The following is a 20,873-nucleotide window of genomic DNA, read 5'->3' as shown; positions in this document are numbered from 1 at the left end:
GGTTCGTGGACCCCGCAGGCCGCAAGCGAGGGCAACCCCTTCGCCGGCAAGGCCAACAGCGGCGCCACCTGGACCAACGACATCAGCCACGGCGATCTGGTCCGCAGCAACCCCGACCAGACCATGACCGTCGATCCCTGCAACCTGCAGCTGCTCTACCAGGGACGCAACCCCAACTCCGGCGGCGACTACGGCCTCCTGCCCTACCGGCCGGGCCTGCTGACACTGCAGCGCTGACGGCGTGACACGGGCCGGCTCGGGTGACGTGGAGCCGGCAAAGAGCGACCTTCCGGTAGGGACGGTGGCTGTCCCAGCCCCGTCACCCACCGGAAGGTCTGCCGCCGTTGTACGCCACCGCTCCCATCGCTGTCCCCCGTGACGAAGAAACCGCCTGGTGGCACGGCAATGGCGGACGGGCCCGCGAAGCACTGCTCATGGACGCCCTCAGGCGCAGCCCGCACCGGCGCGACCGGTGCGAGCGGATCGCACTGATCTGGGGGTTACGCGCCCAGGACCTCCCTGCGGAGGTGGGTCTTGAGGATCTTGCCGCCGGGATTGCGGGGCAGCTCCCCCTCCCGGAACCAGAAGTGGGCCGGGATCTTGAACTTGGCGATCCGGTCCTTGAGGAACGCCTGGAGCTCCTCCGTGGCGACCGAGGCGCCCGGCGCCAGCCGGACGACCGCGCCCACCTCCTCTCCGAGCTCCTCGTGCGGGACGCCGATCACCGCCGCGTCGTCCACCGCCGGGTGCTCGAACAGGGCCGCCTCCACCTCCGCGCAGTAGACGTTCTCGCCGCCCCTGATCACCATGTCCTTGGCCCGGTCGACGATGTAGACGAAGCCCTCGTCGTCGATCTTGGCCAGGTCGCCGGTGTGCAGCCAGCCGTCCACGAAGGTCTGCGCCGTGGCCTCCGGCTTGTTCCAGTAACCCAGGATGACGTTCGGGCCCCGTACGCAGAGCTCGCCCACCTCGCCCGGCGGCAGCTCCTCGCCCGCCGGGTCCACCACGCGCACGTCCACCACGGGCGAGGGCAGGCCGATGCTGTCGGGCCTGGCCTGGTAGTCGGCGCCGCCGTTGCCGATGGCCAGGGCGGTCGTCTCGGTCATGCCGTAGCCGTTTGAGGGGGCGCGGTCGGGGAGGTTCCGGGTGATGCGCTCCAGGAGCTTGGGCGGGGCGGGGGCGCCGCCGTAGCCGAGGGTGGTCAGGGACGACAGGTCGTACTTGCCGAAGTCGGGGTGGGACATGAGCTGCCAGGCGTTCGTGGGGACGCCGATCATGGCGGTCACGCGCTCGCGCTCGATCAGGCGCAGCGCCTGCTCCGGGTCCCACTTGTACATGAGCACCAGGCCGCCGCCGCCGAACATGGTGGTGGTCAGGGCCGAGAAGCAGCCCGTGACGTGGAACAGGGGGACGGTCAGCAGGGTCACCCGGCGGGTGCCGGCCGCGGCCGCGACGTCCTTGCCCGCCATCGCCACCGCCCGCATGAGGCCGTAGGCGACGGTCATGGGGGACTGGCCCAGGTTGCGGTGACTGCCCAGCGCGCCCTTGGGGTTGCCGGTCGTGCCTGAGGTGTAGAAGATCGTGGCGGGGTCCTCCGGGGACAGCTCGACGTCCGGGAGCCGGACGTCGGCGGTGACCTCGCCCATCACCTCGTCGAACCGGCGCGCGCCCGCCGGGGCCTCGCCCCGGGTGACGATCAGCGGGACGCCCGTCGGGGCCAGCCGGGTGGCGCGCTCGCCGTCCGCGATCAGGACCTTGATGCCGGAGTCGTTCACGGCGTAGGCCAGCTCGGCCTCCGTCCACCAGGCATTGAGCGGTACGGCGATGGCCCCCGCAGCCAGCGCGGCCGACAGCGAGACCACCCATTCGGGGTAGTTGCGCATGGCCACGCCCACCCGGTCGCCCTTGCGCACGCCGTACTCCTCGATGAGGCGGCCCGCCAGGGTGGCGGCGCGCCGGAAGTGCTCCTCGAACGTGATGTGCTCGTCCTCGTACACGAGGAAGACCTTCTCGCCGTGGAACCTGCTCATCTCCAGCAGCGCCCGGAAGTGGGCCGGCGCGTGCTTCCACGTGCGTATCCCGGTCCCGCCGATCTCCTCCATCTCGAACAGCTGGCCGGGACCGGTGAGCTGGGCCTGGACCTGGGCGTGCGAGAGAGACATGCACCGAACTCCTGGCTGGTGGACGATTATTCTGGATAAATCACAGTACCGACCGGTAGGTACGTCCCGCTAGCTGTGAAAGTTTCATTTATCCTCCGATAGTTTCAGGCTGCCAACTGCTGATTTGGCGGCTGTACGTGCCCGACATTGACCCTTCCCGTGCATGTCAATACCGTCTGCACTGCGATCCGACGGGATCGAAAACTTTCGGACCCGAGTGCCTGCCTCCGGAGGTAGATGTCCGTGCATTCGTCCTTACTCGTCAGAGTCCTCACGTTGGTGGGGATGCTCGCAGCCTTCCTCATCCCGACCACCTCGGCCGACGCCTCCGCACCCCTGCGCACGCACGCGGCCGCCCGGGGCAAGTTCATCGGGGCGGCGCTCGCCACCAGCCAGCTCGCCAACGAGGCCACGTACCGCAACACCGCGGCCACGGAGTTCAGCCAGGTCACGGCCGAGAACGCGATGAAGTGGGAGTCCACCGAGCCCAGCCCGGGCCAGTTCGACTTCTCCGGCGCCGACGCCATCGTCGCCTTCGCCACCCAGAACAACATGCAGGTCCACGGCCACACGCTCGTCTGGCACAACCAGACGCCCGGCTGGGTCCAGAGCCTCGGCGCCAGCGCCATGCGGGCGGCCATGCAGAACCACATCAGCCAGGTCGTCGGCCACTATGCCAACAACCCGGCCGTCGTCTCCTGGGACGTGGTGAACGAGGTCTTCGACGACAACGGCAATTTGCGCACGTCGTTCTGGTACAACACGCTCGGCCAGAGCTACATCGCCGACGCCTTCCGCGCCGCCCGCGCCGCCGACCCCGACGCCAAGCTCTGCATCAACGACTACAACACCGAGGGGATCAACGCCAAGAGCACGGCGATCTACAACCTCGTCTCGTCGCTGCGCCAGCAGGGCGTGCCGATCGACTGCGTGGGCTTCCAGTCCCACCTCGCCATCCAGTACGGCTTCCCCGGCGACTTCCAGCAGAACCTCCAGCGCTTCGCCGCCCTCGGCGTCCAGGTGCGGATCACCGAGCTGGACGTGCGCATGGTGATGCCCAGGGACGCCACCAAGGACGCGACGCAGGCCACCTACTACCGCAACGTCGTCAACGCCTGCCTGGCGGTGACCGCCTGCGCGGGCGTGACCATCTGGGGCTTCACCGACAAGTACTCCTGGGTGCCGGACACGTTCTCCGGGCAGGGGGCGGCCCTGATCTACGACGAGAACTACCAGAAGAAGCCTTCTTACACCGCCGTGCACGACGCGCTGGCCGGTGGCACGACCACCGACCCCACCCCGCCGACCACGCCCGGCACGCCCTCGGCGGGCAACGTGACCTCGAACTCGGCCACGCTCACCTGGACCGCCTCCACCGACAGCGGCGGCAGCGGGCTCGCCGGATACGACGTCTACCGCGAGCAGGGCGCGACCGACCAGCTGCTCGGCCGGTCGACGACCAACTCGATCACCCTGACCGGGCTGAGCCCCTCGACCCAGTACCAGGTGTACGTGCGGGCACGTGACGGAGCCGGGAACGTGTCGGCCGACTCCGCACTCGGCACCTTCACCACGACCGCCGGCCCCGGCGGCGGTGGCTGCACGGCCACCGGCACCGTACAGACGCAGTGGAGCACCGGGTACGTCATCCAGCCCGTGACCGTCACCAACACCGGCACCGCCGGCATCACCGGCTGGACCGTCACGTTCACCCTGCCCGCCGGCCACACGCTGACCGGCTCGTGGAACGCGACCCTCACCGTCAGTGGGCAGACCGTCACCGCCAAGAACCTGGGCTACAACGGCAACCTGGCCCCGAACGCCGGCACCACCTTCGGCTTCCAGGTGAGCCGCCCGAACGGCAACACGCAGACGCCTTCCGGCTACACCTGCGCCTGAGCGTCCCTTGGAGATTCCCCCGGCGCCGTCCAGGGGAATCTCTTTCATCCGGGACTCGCCTTTGCCTCCGCCGGCCATCCCCGCGCCTAGCGTGAGAAGTGATGTCACCCGGAGTCCACGACAGGCAAGAGGTGATCTCATGATGAAGAGCCGTCATGCTCTCGCGGCCTGCGCGATGACGGCGTCGGCCCTCGTCGCCCCGGTGACGGCGCCGGCCGGGCCCGCCGGCGCCACGCCCACGGCCCGGCAGGCCACCGCGGAGACGACCTCCTACACGGTGCCGTGCAGGCATGCCACGGACCCCTCCGCCTGCCACGCCAAGAAACGGACCCGCCACGGCGGTGGCGGCCCAGGAGGCCGCGACGACACGGCTCCCTGGGAAGTCGGCGGTGCCGGTGGTCCGGGCGCCGGACCCGGTGGATTGGAGGACGGGTCCTAGCCCTTCACCGAGCCGGTGAGGCTGGTCCACCGCCCGCCCCGGTGATACACAGGTCGTCATGGCAGAGATCGTCCTCTTGCACTCCGCACAGGGCCTGCGCCCGGGGGTGGGCGTGGCGGCGGAGGTTCTGCGGTCGGGCGGGCACGTCGTGCGTACCCCCGACTACTACGACGGCGAGGTCTTCGCCGACATCGAGCCGGGCCTGCGCAAGCGTGACGCGCTCGGCCCTGACGAGCTCGACCGCCGCTTCCGCCGGATCGGGGAGGAGGTGACGGCCCCGACGGTGTTCGCCGGGTTCTCGCTGGGGGCGTACGGGGCGCAGCTGCTCGCCGCGGCGCACCCGATGGCGAGGGGCGCGCTGCTCTTCCACGGAGGGGTGGCCCCCGAGGGGGAGTGGCCCGAAGGCGTTCCCGTGCAGGTGCACTACGCCGAGCGCGATCCGTGGCTGGACAAGGAGGAGATCGCCAGCCTCGCGGCGGCGGTGGGGGCGGGATTCGAGCGCTTCGTCTATCCGGGTGACCGGCACCTGTTCGCCGATCCCGGCCTGCCCGGTTACTCCGAAGAGTCGGCGGCGCTCATGTGGAAGCGGGCGCTCGCCTTTCTCAGCCGGACATAACGCGATTTCCGCAAATTGGGTCTCCCCTTTCTCTGTCGTTCTCTTTACGATCACATCGACCAATCGAGATCGACGGAGGGATCGCACATGACGATCGAGATCAAGAAGGTCGAAGAAGTCGAGACGACGGGCAACAGCAACAGCTGCTGACCGCTTTCGCGGCCTCCTGCGGAGGCCCCCATCCGCAGGAGGCTCCCCTCTCGACCTGCCCTGGAGCCGCCTCCATGCCCAGGATTCAAGTGAATCCGGCTTTCCCCCTTTTCATCGACGAGGCACACGAGCGGGTACGGCTCGGCGATTTCCCGCCGACCGGTCAAATAGTGGATCCCGCCCCGCCGCCGCTGCGCCGCCTGATCCGGCTCTGCGCCGAGTCGCCCGTCGAGCAGAGCGCATTGCACACCCTCATCGACGGCGTCGATCCGCAGGACATCGACGCGGCGGTCGAGCAGCTCCTGGCCGCGCGGATTCTCGTCACCGACGCCGAGTTGGACCTGCTGTCCGGCGAGGCCAGACTGTCCCGGTTCGGGCGGTGGCTGTCCATGTTCCACCCCGCCGAGCAGGCCGCCGCGGCGATCGCGGACCTGTCGCGCACGCACGTCGCGGTGCTCGGCGCGGGCGCCATCGGCGGGCACGTCGCGCTCCAGCTCGCCACCTCGGGCGTGGGCCGGCTGACGATCCTGGACGACGACCGGGTGGAGCTCAGCAACCTGCACCGCCAGCACCTCTACACCGTGCGCGACCTCGGCGAGCCCAAGACGGCCGCCGCCGCGCGCACCCTCCTCGAGCACTGCCCGGACCTGGAGGTCAGGCAGATCGAGCGGCGCATCGCCGGGCCCGCGGACGTCGTCACCGACGCCGACCTCGTGGTGAACACCGTGGACACGCCGCAGCCGCACATCCGCCGCTGGGTCAACCAGGCCTGCGTCGAGGCGGGCACGCCGTTCGTCACCGGCGGTTTCAACCAGCACGTCGGCCTGCTCGGGCCGCTCGTCGTGCCCGGGAAGACCGGCTGCCTGGCCTGCCAGGAACGCGCGCTCGCCGAGCGCTACGGCGCCACGACGTTGCCGGTCAGCGACAATCCCGGGCGGACGATCCCGTCGTTCGGGCCCCTGTGCGGGATCGTGTCGGGGATGCTCGCCTCGGAGGTGATCCGCCACCTGACCGGGACCGGTGTGCCCGCGATCGAGGGCAGGAGCGTCTGGCTGGACCTGCTCACGCTCACCACCACCGCCCGCGACTTCGACCGGGCGGACGACTGCGAGGTCTGCGCGTGAGGACCGATCTGTCGTTCCTCACCGTCGTCGCCGACGGGCCGGACGACTACGTGATCGGCAACGGCGAGACCTTCGTCAACGTGCCCGGAGTGGCGGCGGCCGTGATCGCGGCGCTCGACGGCAGCAGGACGGCCGATGAGGCCCGCGCCCGGGTGCTGGCCGAGCACGGCGTGGACGTGGACGTGGCCGAGTTCGTCACCGGGCTCGAGGGGGCGGGCCTGCTCAGCCGGCCGAGCCGCCCGCCGAACCTCTGGGACCGGATCCGCCCCCGCCACGTGGCCTGGCTCTTCTCCCGGCCCGCCCACGCCGTGCTGGCCCTGCTGACCGTGGCCGCGGTCGCCGCCGTCGTCGCCAGGCCGGAGCTGCTGCCCGGTCTCTCGTCGCTGGTGTGGTCCGACAGCCTCACGTTCACGGTGGCCTTCGCGGCCGGCTCGTGGATCCTCGTGCTGGCGCACGAGCTCGGCCACGTCGCCGCCGCCAGGTCCCTGAACGTGCGGGCGGAGCTGTCCCTCGGCACCCGGCTGCAGTTCCTGGTCGTGCAGACCAGGATCACCGGCATCTGGGGCGTGCCCAGGAGGGCCCGCTACCGCGCGTACCTGGCGGGCATGCGGGTCGACTGGTTCCTCGTCTGTGCGGGGGCGTGCGTCCTGTACGTCGCCGACCTCGCCGTCGTGCGGCTGGTCATGGTCATCTGCCTGTCGCAGATCGCCTGGCAGTTCCTGTTCTTCATGCGTACCGACGTCTACTACGCCTTCGCCAACGCCAGCGGGAACAAGAACCTGATGGCGGACGCGCAGGCGTACCTGCGTGCCGCACTCGCGGGCACCGCGCGGCAGGCCCGCCGCAGCGTGCGCCTCTACGCGTGGTTCCTGGTGGTGGGGCGGGTGCTCGGACTGGGGTTCTTCGCCCTCTACACGGTGCCGATCACCGTCGCGGTGGTCCGGCGGTCGGTCGCGGAGCTGCCCGGCTGGCAGCCCGTCGCCGCGCTCGTCCTGGTGGCCGCCGGATGGGTGCTCTACCTGACCCTGCTCGGCCGCCGGCTGATCACCTCGGCGCGCACTCGCCGGGGCGACCAAGGCCGCTTTTCCGGGAATTGAAAAGAGCTCACTTCGGTGAGGTTTTCCAGTCGGCCCGGCCCCGGGGCCGTGACTTTTCCGGTACGTGATTCTCGCGCATGCTGATCACGCTGTCTCGGAAAGGGAGGGGTAAATGTCACGGATTTACGCGTTGGCCATGGCGGTGGTCTTATCGATCGCCTTGGCGGCGGGGCCCGCCAGGGCGGACACGGTGGCCTGCGGCGACGTGCTGACCGCCAGTGTCACACTCGGCGCCGACCTCAACTGCGCGGCCGACGGCCTGACCGTCGGCGCCGACGGCGTCACCGTCGATCTGGCGGGCCACACCGTCACCGGTGCCGGTACGGGAGTCGGCATCAGGGTCTCCAACCACACGGGAGTCGTCGTCAAGGGCGGCGCCATCACCGGCTTCACCAGGGGCGTCGACGCCCTCTCCGCCACCGTCGACCTGGTGGACGTCAAGGCCGCCGCCGTGCGGGGGAGCTGGTCGAACCTGCACGTCAGCGGCACCCACGCCACCTGCGTCATCGACGGGCTCTTCGCCAAGGACGGGGACGAGCTGACCGTCGATCGCTGTGTCGTGCACGGCACGGTCAGCGTCTTCTCGATGCACGGCGGCGCGCTGCGGATCAAGGACAGCAAGCTGTCCGGTGGCGCCCTGGACATCTTCCAGTCCGACAACGGCGTCTATTCCGACAACCTCTTCGACGATTTCCCGGTCTCGCTGGGCTTCGAATGCCGGCACAGCCTTTTCCGCTACAACGTGTTCAAGAACGCGGCCACGGCACTGGACGTCGATGCCATGACCACGCCGGCGAATGCCAGCACGGTCGAGCGTAACGTTTTCCAAGGTAATGACATCGGCCTGCGCGCCCGGCAGCGCTTCCGTAACGTCGTGGTGCGCAACAACGTGTTCAACGGCAATCGCACGGTGGGCATGCTGGTGGAGAACTCCCTCGCCATCGCGAGCCCCGACCCGGTGGCCGGCAACCTCTTCACCTTCAACGGGCGCTCCCCGAGCGGGATCACCGACGGCGCGGGCAACGTCGTGCGCGGCGGCTTGCATCTGCGGTCGGTGACCACGCCGCCGGGTCAGATCACGTTGAAGGGCAACCTGGGTCAGGGCAACGTCGGGCCGCTCATCTGGGCGCCGCCCGGCCAGGTCATCGACGGCGGCGGTAACCAGGGCCCGTGCCAGCCCACGCCCAACCCGGACCTCACCTGCTTCTAGGGCTGCGGCTTCTCGGAGACGGCCGCACCCGCACGCCACCATCGGTGGCGGATTCCCGACAAGTCGGGAAGTGGCCACATCTGCCTCATAGACACCGTCCTATCCGGATGACTAGGAATGCGGTATTCGTGCTTACCGATATTCTGGAGGTCGTCCATGGGGCGATGGGGGGCTGCGGCCGTCTCCATGGTCATGGTCGCATCGGTGCTCGCGGCTCCCGGCGCGCACGCGGCGACCGTACAACCCGGGTCGTTCACGAACGCCCCGGCGAGCGATGAGATCACGCTGATCACCGGTGACCAGGTGCAGGTGCGGGCCGTGGACGGCGAGCACCGCGCGGTGACGGTCACCCCGGCGCAGCGGGCGGACGGGTCCGTTCCGACGTTCCAGGTGCTGGAGTCGGAGAGCGGCGTGACCGTCATTCCCGACGACGTCGCGGCCCTGGTCCCCGAGCGGCTCGACACCGCGCTGTTCAACGTGACCGCATTAGCCGAGCAGGGCTTCGGCCTGCAGGCGAGCGGGAGCATCCCGCTCATCCTCACGTACGCGGGCAATGCCACGAAGGCCGCGATCCCCGCCGCGAAGCAGGTCCGGACGCTGGAGAGCATCGGTGGCGCGGCCGTCCAGGTGCCTGCGCGGGACGCGGCGCGGTTCGGGGCGGAGCTGGCCGAACTGGGCTCCGCCCCCGACCTGCGCGCGGCCGGGCCGCTGGCGGGCGTAGCGAAGATCTGGCTCGACCGCAAGGTGAAGCCGGCGCTGGAGCAGAGCGTGCCGCAGATCGGCGCGCCGGAGGCGTGGGCCGCCGGGTACGACGGCACCGGGACGACCGTGGCCGTCCTCGACACCGGCGTGGACGCCACGCACCCCGACCTCGCGGGCAAGGTCGCCGACCAGCGCGACTTCACCGGCCAGAGCGTCACGGGCGACCCCCATGGGCACGGCACCCACGTCGCCAGCACCATCGCGGGCACGGGAGCCGACGGCATCGGCAAGGGCGTCGCTCCCGGCGCGCGGCTGCTCAGCGGCCGCGTGCTCGACGCCGACGGCTACGGCCAGCTGTCCTGGATCATCGACGGCATGGAGTGGGCGGCCGGCGAGAAGCACGCCGAGATCGTCAACATGAGCCTCGGCAGCCGCGAGCCGGGCGGCCCGCTCACCGAGGCCGCGACGCGGCTCAGCAGGCAGTACGGCACGCTGTTCGTGGTGGCGGCCGGCAACGACGGCTGCGACCAGTGCGTGGGCGCCCCGGGCGACGCCCCCGAGGCGCTGACCGTCGGCGCGGTGGACAAGCAGGACCAGCTGGCGCCGTTCTCCAGCCGGGGCCCGATCATCGCCGACCTGGCCGTCAAGCCCGACGTCACCGCCCCCGGCGTGGACATCACCGCCGCCCGGACGGGCGGCGGCAGCCTCACGCTCTCCGGCACCTCGATGGCGACCCCGCACGTGGCGGGCGCTGCGGCGCTGCTGCGGCAGGCCCGCCCGGGGATCGCCGGCAACGAGCTGAAGTCGCTGCTCATGGCCAGCGCCAAGCCGGGCCAGGACATCGACGTGGACGCCCAGGGCGCGGGCCGCGTCGACGTGGCCGCCGCGCTCAAGGAGACGGTCGTGGCCTCCACGGGCTCGGCGGGCTTCGGCAAGCTGACCACCGGCGAGCAGAAGAGCCGCACCGTCGGCTACCACAACCTCGGGCAGGCTCCCGCCGAGCTGAGCCTGTCGACCGGCGACGCGTTCACCGTCGAGCCGTCGAAGCTCACGGTGCCCGCCGGCGGGACGGCCGAGGTGAAGGTCACGGCCAGGGCGGACAAGGCCGGGCTGCTGCGCGAGGAACTGACGGCTGCCGTCACCGGTGGCGCCACCGTCCGCACGCTGCTGACGGGCAGCGTCGACGACAAGCGGGTCGAGCTACGCATACGCGGCATCGCCAGGGACGGCCGCACCGCCCGCGGCGGCTTCACCGTGCTCAACCTCGACGAAGGCACCCTGGTCGGCCGCCTGCTCCCCGGCGACCCGGCCCAGCCCTGCAGCGACCAGAAGTACGGCAGCGGCACCTGCCTGCTCGTCAAGCCCGGCACCTACTCCGTGCTCGGCCACATCTTCACCATGCCCGCCACGCAGGACAGCACCACCTCCGGCAAGCCGCTCAACGAGAGCCTGGTCGGCGACCCGGAAATGGAGATCACCGGGAACACCGAGGTCGTGCTGGACGCCCGCAAGGCCGTGGAGGTCAAGGTCGAGACGCCCGACCACACGACCAAGCGGAACACCGGGGCCGCCGCCGCCCTCATGTGGTACCGCTCGAGCAAGACGGACACCGCGCTGCGCGGCGGCACCACGATCTCGCCCGGCGGGCAGATCGAGGAGCGGCTGTTCGTCCAGCCGACCAGGAAGGTCACCAAGGGGACCTTCACCGTCGCCACCCGCTGGCGGCTGACCGCCCCCGAGATCACCCTGTCCACGCCCGGCCTGGAGCTCGACCCGCAGTACGTCGACCCCATCCAGTTCAGCGACTTCGCCACCGAGTACCCGCGCCTGGACGGCACCCGGCTCCTCATGGCCGTGGACGCGGGCCGGGGCAGCGCCGAGGAGATCAAGGCCCGGGACCTGCGCGGCAAGCTCGCCGTCATCCGGCGCACCGAGGGCGTGCCCGTCTCCACGCAGTCGAACGCGGCGGCGGCGGCCGGGGCCAGGATGGTCGCCGTCTACAGCGACCAGCCGGGCGCCGACGTCACCACCGGCGGCAACCGGGTCAAGCTGGCCGTCCCGACCGTGCGGCTGACGCACGAGGAAGGGCTGAAGCTGGTGCAGCGGCTGCGCCACCTGCCGGTGCCGGTCCTGGCCGAGGGCATCGTCGCCAGCCCGTACGTCTACGACCTGTACCTGCGCGAGAAGGGCCGGGTCCGCGACTCGCTCACGTACACGGTGCGGTCGAAGTCGCTGGCCAGGATCGAGACCGGCTACCACAGCCAGCTGTCCGATGGCGTGACGGTGAACGAGTCCAGGTTCGTCTTCGAGCCGTGGGACACCTCGTCCATCTCCACGAACCACCCCATGGCCAAGACGCCGCGCACCCGTACCGACTACGTCACCCCGGACCCCGAGCTGCGCTGGAGCTCGTCGGCGGGCACCCCCGAGCGCTCCTACAACAACATGTGGCCGCACCCGGACACGGCGCGCATCTCGATGTCGTCGCCGGAGTTCCGCCCGTACGAGGTGGGGGAGCGGGTCAGCCGGACGCTGTTCAAGCAGCCCCTGCTGCCGGGGATCAACCCGCGCAACCCGCTGCGCAGGGACGGCGACCGGCTGCGCGTCTCGATGCAGGGATTCGTGGACGCCGACCGCAACTACGGCGACGCCTACACCAGCCAGTTCGAGCACGGCCTGAAGACCGACTTCCGGCTCTACCAGGGCGACACGCTGCTCTGGCAGACGAACTACCTGCCCTCGGGCTCGGGGACGCTCTCGCCGGAGAAGGCCACGTACCGGATCGAGTACGCCGTCGCGAACGAGGCCGACTGGGTGAAGCTGTCGACCCGGACGAAGGCGGTGTGGACGTTCGGCTCGGAGCGGGCCACGGCCACGACGGTGGTGCCGCTGCTGCTGGCCTCGTTCGACGCGCCCGTGGACCTGCGGAACCAGGCCGGCTCCCGCAGGCTCGGACTCTCCCTCTACCAGCAGGAGGGCGCGGCGCAGAGCGCGGTCAAGGACGTCTCGCTGGAGGTGTCGTACGACGACGGCGCCACCTGGACGAAGGCCCGCCTGCGCGCGAAGGGCGAGCGGTCCTACGAGACCACGCTCGGCCGCTCGCCGTCCGGGTTCGTCTCGCTGCGGCTGAACGCCTCCGACGTCAACGGCAGCACCCTGTCGCAGGAGGTGATCCGCGCCTACGCGCTGCGCTGAGCACCGTGGACGCCCGGCGGGCTGCCGGCACATTCCCTGGGCACCGTCACCTCCGAGAGCGTCCGGATTCACCTGGTGCCGGGGATCGCCGCGAGCAGCTCGCGGGTGTAGTCCGCCGCGGGGCGGTCGAAGATCTCCGCGGCGGTGCCGCTCTCCACGATCTGGCCGTCGCGCATGACGTGCACCTCGTGCGAGATCATCCGCACCACGGCCAGGTCGTGGCTGATGAACAGGTAGCTGAGTCCCAGCTCCCGCTGCAGCTCGGCGAGGAGCTCCAGGATCTGCGCCTGCACCAGCACGTCCAGCGCGGAGACGGCCTCGTCCAGCACCACCAGGTCGGGTGAGAGGGCCAGCGCCCTGGCGATGGCCACCCGCTGGCGCTGGCCGCCGGAGAGCTCGTGCGGCAGCCGCTCGGCCATGGACGCGGGCAGCGCCACCTTCTCCAGCAGCTCGGCCGCGGCCTTCTTGCGCTCGGCCGCGCCGCCGACGCGGTGCACGCGCAGCGGCTCGGCGATCGACTTCCCGACCGGGTAGCGCGGGTCGAGCGAGGCGTACGGGTTCTGGAAGACGGGCTGCACCCGCCTGCGGAACGCGAACAGCTCCCGCCTGCCGAGCCCCGCCAGGTCCGTGCCGTCGAAGCGGATGCTGCCGGAGGTGGCCTCGTCGAGGCCGAGCAGCAGGTTCGCGGTGGTCGACTTGCCCGAGCCCGACTCGCCCACGATCGACACGGTACGGCCCCGCGGGATGCGGAACGAGACCGCGTCCACGGCGGTCAGCTCCTCGCCGGTGCCCCTGATCGGGAAGACCTTGCGCAGACCCTCCACGACCACCAGGTCCTCGGCCTCGCGCGGAGGTTCGGCGACCCGCACCGACGACAGGCTCGGCACCGCCTTGAGCAGCCGCCTGGTGTAGTCGTGCTCCGGCTCGGCCAGGATCTCGGCCGCCTGGCCGGTCTCCACGATCCGGCCGTCGTGCATGACGGCCACCACGTCGGCCCGTTCCGCCGCCAGCGCCAGATCGTGCGTGATCAGCAGCACGGCCGTGCCCATCTCGGCGGTGAGCTGCTCCAGCTGGTCGAGGATGCGCCGCTGCACGGTCACGTCCAGTGCGGAGGTGGGCTCGTCGGCGATGAGCAGCTTCGGCCGGCAGGCCAGCCCCATCGCGATCAGCGCGCGCTGCCGCATGCCGCCGGAGAACTCGTGCGGGTACTGCCCGATCCGCCGCGCCGGGTCGGGAATGCCGACGAGGTCAAGCAGCTCGAGCACGCGTTCCCCGGCCGCCTTGCCGGTGGCCACGCCGTGCACCTCGAGCGCCTCGGCGATCTGGTCGCCGATGCGCATGAGCGGGTTGAGGTTCGACATGGGGTCCTGCGGGACCAGGCCGATGCCGGCGCCGCGGATCGCGGTCATCTCGCGCTCGCTCGCCCTGGCCAGGTCGCGGCCGTCGAAGAGCACCTGGCCGCCGGTGATGCGGCCGTTGTCGGGCAGCAGCCGGTTGACCGCCGCCGCCGTGGTGCTCTTGCCGGAGCCGGACTCGCCGACCACCGCGACGGTCTGGCCGGGCAGGATCTCCATCGAGACGCCCTTGACGACCGTGACGTCCTGCTTGCGGGTGCGGAAGGCGACCGAGAGGTCACGGATCTCCAGGAGGGGCGTCATGCTGTCCTCGATCGTTGCGTGGTGGCCTGAAGGAGGTCGCCCCAGAGGGCGTCGGTGGGGGTGGGCTCGCCCTGGACGAGCAGGCGGTTGCTCGCCAGGGCCAGGACGATGTCGCGGCCGGGCACGAAGCCGACCGCGCAGCCCACGTAGCCGGGGTGGCCGAGCACGGTCACGGTCTCGTCCCACAGGCTCAGCTCGTACGTACGGAACCCCAGGGCCTGCCCGGCGTCCGGCCCAGGGGTGAAGAACTCCCGGGCCACCTCGGGCCGCCACAGCCGGTCGTGCTCCTCGTACCGGGACATCGCCAGGCCGTACGCGAGCAGGTCCGGCACGGTCGAGAAGAGCCCGGCGTGCCCGGAGACCCCGCCGAAGGCGTGATGGGCGTTGCCGTCGGCGACCTCGCCGAGCACGGGCTCGCGCCGCCAGCCCGCGAAGTCGGAGCTGCGGTACGGGACGGGGTACGGCCGGCCGGTGTCGAGCATGGCCATCTCGACCCGGTCGTCCAGGGCGCTCATGGCCACCTCCGGGCCCGCGGGGCGGGCGTACGTGGTGGAGGTGAGGCCGAGCGGCCCGGTGACCAGCTCGGCCACGGCCTGGTCCAGGCTCAGCCCGGTGACGGCCGCGACGATCCGGCCGAGCATGACGAAGCCCAGGTCGGAGTAGTGGCGTGCGCGCCCCGGCCGGTAGCGCGGCGGTGGCGGGTCCTGCTGGATGTAGAGCGGCCACCACTCCCACAGCCCGCCCCGGTGCAGGAGCAGGTCCCGCACCGTGATCGCCTCGTACGAGCGTGACACGTACGTGTTCAGCGGCGCGTCCAGGTCCACGAGCCGGTCGGACACCAGCCGGATGAGCGCCGTCGTGGTGGCGACGACCTTCGTGACCGAGGCCAGGTCGTGACAGGTCTCCATGGTCATCGGCGCCTCGCCGACGCGCTCGCCGCCCTCCCAGCGCACGGTCCGGTGGCCGGTGCACTCGGTCAGGTCGAACCACGGCGTCCGCGCGGCCATGACCACCCCGGCGGGCGCGTCCGCCTCGGGGCCACCGGCGGGCGGGTTCGTCTCGGGACCACCAGCGGGTGCGTTCATCGCGTCAGCACCAGCGAGCGCGGCGGCTCGGCCACCGGCGAGGGCAGCGCGAGCGGGCCCGCGCCCGGTGTCAGCGTGCCGAGGACGCGGGCGGCCCGGGCGCCCGTCCCTCCCGGCACGGTGCCCGGCAGGCCGTGCGCGGTCAGCCAGCCGATCAGCGCGAACGCGATGGCCTCCTTGTCGTCGGAGGGAGCGCCGTAGTCGTCGGAGGGCGCCACGTCCACGCCGGGCAGCGCCGCCCGCAGCCCGTCCATGACGACGGGGTTGCGGCAGCCGCCGCCCGAGACGACCAGCGCGCCCACCCCGGCGGCCCGCACGTCGCCGGCGACCGTACGCACGGTCAGCTCGGTGAGGGTGGCGACCAGGTCGGCGTCGGAAATCTCGCGCCCCGCTCTGGACAGGGCCGCCTCCACGTACCCGAGGTGGAACAGCTCCTTGCCGGTGCTCTTCGGCGCGGCCAGCCCGTAGTACGGCTCGTCCAGCAGCACCTCCAGCAGCCGGGCGTCCACCCGCCCCGAGGCCGCGATCCGGCCGCCCGCGTCGAAGCCGCGCTCGTTCAGTCCCCGGCTCGTCACCACCGCGTCGATCAGGGCGTTCGCGGGCCCGATGTCGTAGGCGTACAGCTCGCCGCCGCGCACCACGGTCATGTTCGCGATGCCGCCCAGGTTGAGCGCCGCCGCGCCGCCCTGGTGCGCGCCGAGCAGCAGCCCGTCCAGCACCGACACCAGCGGCGCCCCGTGCCCGCCGGCCGTGATGTCCCTGATGCGCACATCCGACAGCACGGGGACGCCGGTCCGCTCGGCGATCCACGCGGGCTGCCCGATCTGCAGCGTGCCGAGCGCGTGCGTGCCCTCCACCCAGTGGTAGACGGTCTGCCCGTGCGAGACGATCAGGTCGACCGGCCCGCCCAGCGCGACGGCCGAGGCCGCGGCGTCGGCGAAGCTCTGCCCGATGAGCGTGTCGAGCACGCACACCTCGGCCAGCGTCGTCCGCGCGGGCGGCAGCGCCGCGATCAGCCGCGCCCGCAGCTCCGCCGGGTACGGCGTGCTCGCCGTGTGGCCGACGCGGCCTTCGAGCAGGCCGCCGACGAGACGGAAGTCCACCACGGCCACGTCGATCCCGTCGTGCGACGTGCCGGAGATCATGCCCAGAACCCTCATGCCAGCTCCCCGAAAGCCGTCCTCCGTAGCCTGCTGCCCGTCCGCGCCGTAGCCACCACCGTTGGATTCACCGCTTGCCTCGGTTCCGTGGGTCGAGAGTGTCACGCAGGCCGTCGCCGAGCAGGTTCAGGCCCACGACCAGCAGGACGACGACCGCGCCCGGCGCGATCAGCGTCCACGGGGCCACGAAGACCAGGCTGCGCGCCTCGAAGATCATCGAGCCGAGCGACGGCGCGGGCGGCGGCGTGCCCAGGCCGAGGAAGCTCAGCGACGCCTCGGTCAGCACCGCCCAGGACAGCGACAGCGCGACCTGGATGACGACGATCGAGGTGATGTTCGGCAGGACGTGCCGGAGCATGATCTGCCAGCGGCTCATGCCGGTCGAGACGGCCGCCCTGACGTACTCGATCTCCCTGAGCGACAGCACCGGGCCCCGGGTGACGCGGATGAAGATGGGCACGTACACGATGGCGATGGCCACGGCGATCGTGAACCAGTTGCGGTCCAGCACCGACGCCAGCGACAGCGCCAGCAGCAGCGGCGGGAACGCGAAGAGCACGTTCGTCACCCCGCCGATCGCCCCGTCGGCGAAGCCGCGGTAGAAGCCGGACACGAGCCCGCCCAGCGTGCCCACCGCGGTCGCGAACGCCACCGCGACGACCGCGATGAGCGCCGAGTTGCCCACCCCGGCCGCCACCCGCGAGAAGACGTCCCGGCCGAACTGGTCGGTGCCGAACAGGTGCGCGCCCGAGGGCGCCGTGAACCGCGACGGCGGGTGCTGCGCGATCGGGTCGTACGGCAGCAGCCCGGCGTACGACAGCGCCGCCACGACGGCCAGCAGCACGAGGATCGCCGCTCCCGCCAGCAGGGCGGGACTCCGCCTCACGACGCCCTCACCCGCGGGTCGATGATCCGGTAGAGGGCGTCCGTCAGCAGGTTCACCAGCACGAACGCCAGCGCGATCACCAGCACCGTGCTCTGCACCACCGCGTACTCCTTCTGCTGGATGCCCAGCAGCACCTGCCTGCCGATGCCCGGCACGGAGAAGATCTGCTCCACCACGACCGCGCCGCCCAGCAGGTAGCCGAACTGCAGGCCCGTCATGGTCACGATCGGCACGAGCGCGTTGCCGAGCACGTGCTTGACCTGCAGCCGCCGCTCCGGCACGCCCTTGGCGCGGGCGGTGCGGACGAAGTCGTTCGAGCGGACCTCCAGCACCGCCGTGCGGGTGGTGCGCAGGATCGGCGCCGCGATGCCGAAGCCCAGCACCAGCGCGGGCAGGAGCATCTGCTCCAGGTTGAGCAGCGGGTCCTCGAAGAGCGTGGCGAAGCCCTGCCCGTTGGGGTTGAAACCGAGCGACGCCGCGAAGATCGACAGCAGCGTGGTGGCCAGCAGGAACGCCGGCACCGACAGCCCCGCCAGGCTCACGAGCTGGCCGAGCGCGTCCCTCGGCGAGTTCGTCCTGGAGGCCGCCAGCATGCCGAGCGGCACCCCGATCAGCAGCGCCAGCAGGATCGAGAGCACCGCCAGCTCGACCGTCACCGGCAGCGAGTGCAGGGTCAGGTCGAGCACCCTCTGCTGCTGGCGGGCCGAGTAGCCGAGGTTGCCCGTGAACATGTTGCCCAGCCACGAGAAGAACTGCGTGAACAGCGGCTGGTCGAGCCCGTAGTACTGCTCCAGGGCCTGCCGCTGGGCGGGGGTGAGCGCCGCGGCCTCGGTGCCGAGCCCCGCCGTGATCTGGCTGCCGGGGATCGCCCGGAGCATGACGAACACGAGCACGGCCACCCCGAACAGGGTCCCCACCGTGCTGATGACGCGGTTGCGCATGCGTCTCATCAGCCGGCGGAGGTGGTCCGCAGGAACTGCAGCGAGCCGCTGGCCATCGGCACGAACCCCTGCACGCCGGCCGTCGTGGCGGTGTAGGTGTAGCCGGAGAACAGCCAGATCCAGGGGGCGTTCTCCTCCAGCTCGGCCGAGACCTGATCGTAGATCGCCTTGCGCGCGGCCTGGTCGGTCGTCGCCTTGCCCTCGGCGAAGAGCTTGTCCAGCTCGGGCGAGCTGTAGCCGGCGACCTTGTTCAGGTTGCCCTTGCTGGTGAAGTAGCGGCCGTAGGAGCCGTCGGGGTCGGGACGCCCGCCGTTGAGCGCGACGGCGGCGTCGAAGTCGGCGGCCACCCAGCGGTCCACGAACGCGCCCGACTCCAGCACCTCCAGGTCCAGATTGATCTTGGCCTCGGCGAGCTGGGCCTTGAGGTTCTGGGCCTCGTTGACCGAGGTCGCGTACTCGCCCTGCGAGACGATCGTCTTGACGGTCACCCCGCCGGACTTGCCCGCCTTGCCCAGATACTCGGCCGCCTTGGCCAGGTCACGGGCCGGGCAGGGGCGCTTGCTCGGGTCCGACTTGAACAGCGGCGCGGTGATCGGCCCGGTGACCTCGCCCTCGCCCAGCGCGGCGGTGTCGAGCACCTGCTTGCGGTCGATCGCGCACTGGATCGCCAGCCGCACGTTGACGTCCTTGAGGTCGCCGTGCTGCGCGTTGAGCTGCAGCACGTGGTAGTTGAGCTGCGGCGTCTTGGTCACGGTGATCGTGCCGCCGCCCTGCGCGGTCTGCGCGACGAGCGGGTCGTTGAAGACCGCCAGCTGCACGTTGCCCGACTGCATGGCCGACACGATGGACGACTCGTCGGGGATGACCCGGAACTCGACCGCCGGCGCCTTGGACTTCTCGCCCCAGTACGCGTCGTTCCTGGCCAGCGTGATCGACTGGCTCGCCACGCGGTTCTTGAGCTTGAACGGGCCCGTGCCGTTCGGGGTCGTGTTGAGCTTCTCCTCGGTGTCGTCGGAGGAGAGCATCGCCATGTTGACCGTGGCCAGGTTGGCGGGCAGCGCGGCGTCGGGGCCGGTCAGCTCCAGCACCACGGTGCCCGGGTCGGGCGCCTCGACCGACTTCACCGACGACAGCGACGCCCGGGCCACGGCCGCCGTCTTCTCGTCCATGATCTTGTCCAGGGAGGACTTGACGTCCTTGGAGTCGAAGGCGCTGCCGTCGGCGAACGTGACGCCCTGCCGGAGCTTGAGGGTGAGCTTCTTGCCGTCGTCCGAGGTCTGCCACGACTCGGCCAGGCCGGGCACCACGTTCAGGTCCTTGTCGAACTCGGTGAGCGTCCCGTACAGGTTCTGCAGCACGTTCACGGCCTGGAACTGGGTGGCCTTCCAGGGGAAGAGCGTGTCCGGGTCGGAGGTCACGCCGACCACGAGGGGCTTGCCGGAGGCGGCGCCGCCGGCGCTCGGGGCCGGCCCGGAGGATGAGGAGCAACTGGTGAGAGCGATGGACAGCACGGCGGCGACGCCGGCTGCGGAGAGGGCGCCACGGGGCATGTGGTCTCCTCGGGGGTGTGGGTCATAAAATTACGCAGACCTTACCACCGAGGTACTTTCTTTTCCTTTGCGGGGATGGGCGGGGATGGCCGAGGACGACGGCACCATACTGATCCGCATCCGGGCCGCCATGCCCGCGCTGCGGCCGTCGGAGCGGCGGATCGCGGAGGAGTTCGTCGGCGATCCCGCCGGGGCGGCCAACCTGTCCATCGCCGAGCTGGCCGCCCGCTGCGCGACCTCCACGACCTCGGTGGTGCGCTTCTACCGGCGCATGGGGTACGCCCACTACAGGGACCTCAGGATCGACCTGGCCAGGGCGGTGGCGCGCGAGGAGCTGACCACGTCGAGCCTGCCGGAGGCGTCCGGCGACATCGACCGCGACGACAGCCTGGAGGGCATCGTCTCGAAGGTGGCGACGAACGAGACGCTCTCCATCGCCGACACGGCCCGCGCCCTGGACATGGAGGCGCTCGCCGCCGCCGTGTCGCTGCTGCTGGGCGCCCGCAGGATCGACAGCTTCGGCGTGGGCGCGAGCTCTCTCGTGGGGCTCGACCTGCAGCAGAAGCTCTCGCGCATCGGGCGTACCGCGATCAACTGGCACGACTCCCACTCGGCCTGGACGTCGGCGGCCACGCTCGACTCCACTTGCGTGGCCGTGGCCGTCTCGCACACGGGCGCCACCGTGGACACCGTCGAGTTCCTGTCGATCGCCCATAAGTCGGGTGCCGCCACCGTGGCGATCACGAACTTCCGCGACTCGCCGCTGGCCCGCGCGGCCGACGTGGTGCTCACGACGGCCGCCAGGGAGACGAAGTTCCGCTCGGGCGCGCTGGGCAGCCGCATCGCGCAGCTCATGGTGGTCGACTGCCTGTTCACGGGGGTCGCGCAGGCGTCCTATGACGAGTCGATGGCGGCGCTGCGCAACACGTACGCGGTCGTGCACGAGCGCGTCGTCCACAAACGCGGGTAGAGGTTCACAGGCGGGATTCACCTGGGGTT

Annotated in this window: 16 protein-coding genes; 9 read left to right on the top strand and 7 right to left on the bottom strand. The window is 71.0% G+C overall.

All coding sequences use genetic code 11. The features are described from left to right. Positions 1–237, top strand: a 237-nt coding sequence (locus tag AB0H84_RS50600) for a non-reducing end alpha-L-arabinofuranosidase family hydrolase (RefSeq protein ID WP_357621124.1), incomplete at its 5' end; no start/stop codon positions are given. Between the two features lie 263 nt (positions 238–500). Here AB0H84_RS50600 and AB0H84_RS50595 read toward each other — a convergent pair. Then, positions 501–2,162, bottom strand: coding sequence for a class I adenylate-forming enzyme family protein (locus AB0H84_RS50595; protein WP_357621122.1), 1,662 nt, complete (start codon positions 2,160–2,162; stop codon positions 501–503). A gap of 285 nt (positions 2,163–2,447) precedes the next feature. Here AB0H84_RS50595 and AB0H84_RS50590 point away from each other — a divergent pair, with 285 nt between their 5' ends. From AB0H84_RS50590 to AB0H84_RS50560, 7 genes are all read left to right on the top strand, one after another. After that, positions 2,448–4,061: an endo-1,4-beta-xylanase gene (locus AB0H84_RS50590; protein WP_357621121.1), complete on the top strand. Its 1,614-nt coding sequence runs from the start codon at positions 2,448–2,450 to the stop codon at positions 4,059–4,061. A 139-nt stretch (positions 4,062–4,200) separates the two neighbouring features. Further along, positions 4,201–4,500, top strand: coding sequence for a hypothetical protein (locus AB0H84_RS50585; RefSeq protein WP_357621119.1), 300 nt, complete (start codon positions 4,201–4,203; stop codon positions 4,498–4,500). Between the two features lie 58 nt (positions 4,501–4,558). Next, entirely contained in the window at positions 4,559–5,116 is a 558-nt protein-coding gene (locus AB0H84_RS50580) for a dienelactone hydrolase family protein (RefSeq protein ID WP_357621117.1), read from the top strand. Positions 5,117–5,340: 224 nt separating this feature from the next. Beyond that, a complete protein-coding gene (locus AB0H84_RS50575; protein ID WP_357621115.1) occupies positions 5,341–6,390 on the top strand; it encodes a ThiF family adenylyltransferase in 1,050 nt (349 codons plus the stop codon). Beyond that, the gene (locus AB0H84_RS50570; protein ID WP_357621113.1) at positions 6,387–7,487 is read left to right on the top strand and encodes a PqqD family protein; all 1,101 of its coding nucleotides are present in this window, start codon (positions 6,387–6,389) and stop codon (positions 7,485–7,487) included. The genes AB0H84_RS50575 and AB0H84_RS50570 overlap by 4 nt, the downstream gene beginning before the upstream one ends. Before the next feature lie 112 nt (positions 7,488–7,599). Next, positions 7,600–8,697 (top strand): right-handed parallel beta-helix repeat-containing protein, encoded by a 1,098-nt coding sequence (locus AB0H84_RS50565; protein ID WP_357621111.1) that lies wholly within the window; start codon positions 7,600–7,602, stop codon positions 8,695–8,697. A 156-nt stretch (positions 8,698–8,853) separates the two neighbouring features. After that, positions 8,854–12,594, top strand: a complete 3,741-nt coding sequence (locus AB0H84_RS50560; protein ID WP_357621109.1) for a S8 family serine peptidase — start codon at positions 8,854–8,856, stop codon at positions 12,592–12,594. A 68-nt stretch (positions 12,595–12,662) separates the two neighbouring features. Here AB0H84_RS50560 and AB0H84_RS50555 read toward each other — a convergent pair whose 3' ends face one another. From AB0H84_RS50555 to AB0H84_RS50530, 6 genes are all read right to left on the bottom strand, one after another. Further along, a complete protein-coding gene (locus tag AB0H84_RS50555) occupies positions 12,663–14,252 on the bottom strand; it encodes an ABC transporter ATP-binding protein (RefSeq protein ID WP_357621107.1) in 1,590 nt (529 codons plus the stop codon). Continuing rightward, positions 14,249–15,337: a serine hydrolase domain-containing protein gene (locus AB0H84_RS50550; protein WP_357621106.1), complete on the bottom strand. Its 1,089-nt coding sequence runs from the start codon at positions 15,335–15,337 to the stop codon at positions 14,249–14,251. The genes AB0H84_RS50555 and AB0H84_RS50550 overlap by 4 nt, the downstream gene beginning before the upstream one ends. Continuing rightward, a complete protein-coding gene (locus tag AB0H84_RS50545; RefSeq protein ID WP_357621104.1) occupies positions 15,334–16,497 on the bottom strand; it encodes an anhydro-N-acetylmuramic acid kinase in 1,164 nt (387 codons plus the stop codon). The genes AB0H84_RS50550 and AB0H84_RS50545 overlap by 4 nt, the downstream gene beginning before the upstream one ends. Before the next feature lie 67 nt (positions 16,498–16,564). Beyond that, positions 16,565–17,383, bottom strand: a complete 819-nt coding sequence (locus tag AB0H84_RS50540) for an ABC transporter permease (protein WP_357621102.1) — start codon at positions 17,381–17,383, stop codon at positions 16,565–16,567. Next, a complete protein-coding gene (locus AB0H84_RS50535; RefSeq protein ID WP_357621100.1) occupies positions 17,380–18,324 on the bottom strand; it encodes an ABC transporter permease in 945 nt (314 codons plus the stop codon). Before AB0H84_RS50535 ends, AB0H84_RS50540 begins: the two co-directional genes overlap by 4 nt. An 8-nt stretch (positions 18,325–18,332) precedes the next feature. After that, positions 18,333–19,874 (bottom strand): ABC transporter substrate-binding protein, encoded by a 1,542-nt coding sequence (locus tag AB0H84_RS50530; protein ID WP_357621098.1) that lies wholly within the window; start codon positions 19,872–19,874, stop codon positions 18,333–18,335. A gap of 85 nt (positions 19,875–19,959) precedes the next feature. Between AB0H84_RS50530 and AB0H84_RS50525 the strand changes: the two genes are divergently transcribed. After that, positions 19,960–20,844 carry a MurR/RpiR family transcriptional regulator gene (locus AB0H84_RS50525; protein ID WP_357621096.1) on the top strand — a complete coding sequence of 295 codons (885 nt, stop codon included), beginning with the start codon at positions 19,960–19,962 and terminating at the stop codon, positions 20,842–20,844. Positions 20,845–20,873 lie beyond the last annotated feature (29 nt).

It is taken from the genome of Nonomuraea sp. NPDC050786, from assembly GCF_040654115.1.
Taxonomy (GTDB): Bacteria; Actinomycetota; Actinomycetes; order Streptosporangiales; family Streptosporangiaceae; genus Nonomuraea.
The sequence above is the reverse complement of the archived record's forward strand: the minus strand, read 5'-3'. Positions and strand labels throughout refer to the sequence as shown.

Excerpts from the sequence above, each read along its gene's own strand:
- AB0H84_RS50535 (WP_357621100.1), bottom strand. The coding sequence starts at position 18,324 with ATGCGCAACCGCGTCATCAGCACGGTGGGGACCCTGTTCGGGGTGGCC.
- AB0H84_RS50590 (WP_357621121.1), top strand. The coding sequence starts at position 2,448 with ATGCTCGCAGCCTTCCTCATCCCGACCACCTCGGCCGACGCCTCCGCA.
- AB0H84_RS50560 (WP_357621109.1), top strand. The coding sequence starts at position 8,854 with ATGGGGCGATGGGGGGCTGCGGCCGTCTCCATGGTCATGGTCGCATCG.
- AB0H84_RS50545 (WP_357621104.1), bottom strand. The coding sequence starts at position 16,497 with ATGAGGGTTCTGGGCATGATCTCCGGCACGTCGCACGACGGGATCGAC.
- AB0H84_RS50565 (WP_357621111.1), top strand. The coding sequence starts at position 7,600 with ATGTCACGGATTTACGCGTTGGCCATGGCGGTGGTCTTATCGATCGCC.
- AB0H84_RS50575 (WP_357621115.1), top strand. The coding sequence starts at position 5,341 with ATGCCCAGGATTCAAGTGAATCCGGCTTTCCCCCTTTTCATCGACGAG.
- AB0H84_RS50555 (WP_357621107.1), bottom strand. The coding sequence starts at position 14,252 with ATGACGCCCCTCCTGGAGATCCGTGACCTCTCGGTCGCCTTCCGCACC.
- AB0H84_RS50585 (WP_357621119.1), top strand. The coding sequence starts at position 4,201 with ATGATGAAGAGCCGTCATGCTCTCGCGGCCTGCGCGATGACGGCGTCG.
- AB0H84_RS50550 (WP_357621106.1), bottom strand. The coding sequence starts at position 15,337 with ATGAACGCACCCGCTGGTGGTCCCGAGACGAACCCGCCCGCCGGTGGC.
- AB0H84_RS50530 (WP_357621098.1), bottom strand. The coding sequence starts at position 19,874 with ATGCCCCGTGGCGCCCTCTCCGCAGCCGGCGTCGCCGCCGTGCTGTCC.
- AB0H84_RS50580 (WP_357621117.1), top strand. The coding sequence starts at position 4,559 with ATGGCAGAGATCGTCCTCTTGCACTCCGCACAGGGCCTGCGCCCGGGG.
- AB0H84_RS50525 (WP_357621096.1), top strand. The coding sequence starts at position 19,960 with ATGGCCGAGGACGACGGCACCATACTGATCCGCATCCGGGCCGCCATG.
- AB0H84_RS50595 (WP_357621122.1), bottom strand. The coding sequence starts at position 2,162 with ATGTCTCTCTCGCACGCCCAGGTCCAGGCCCAGCTCACCGGTCCCGGC.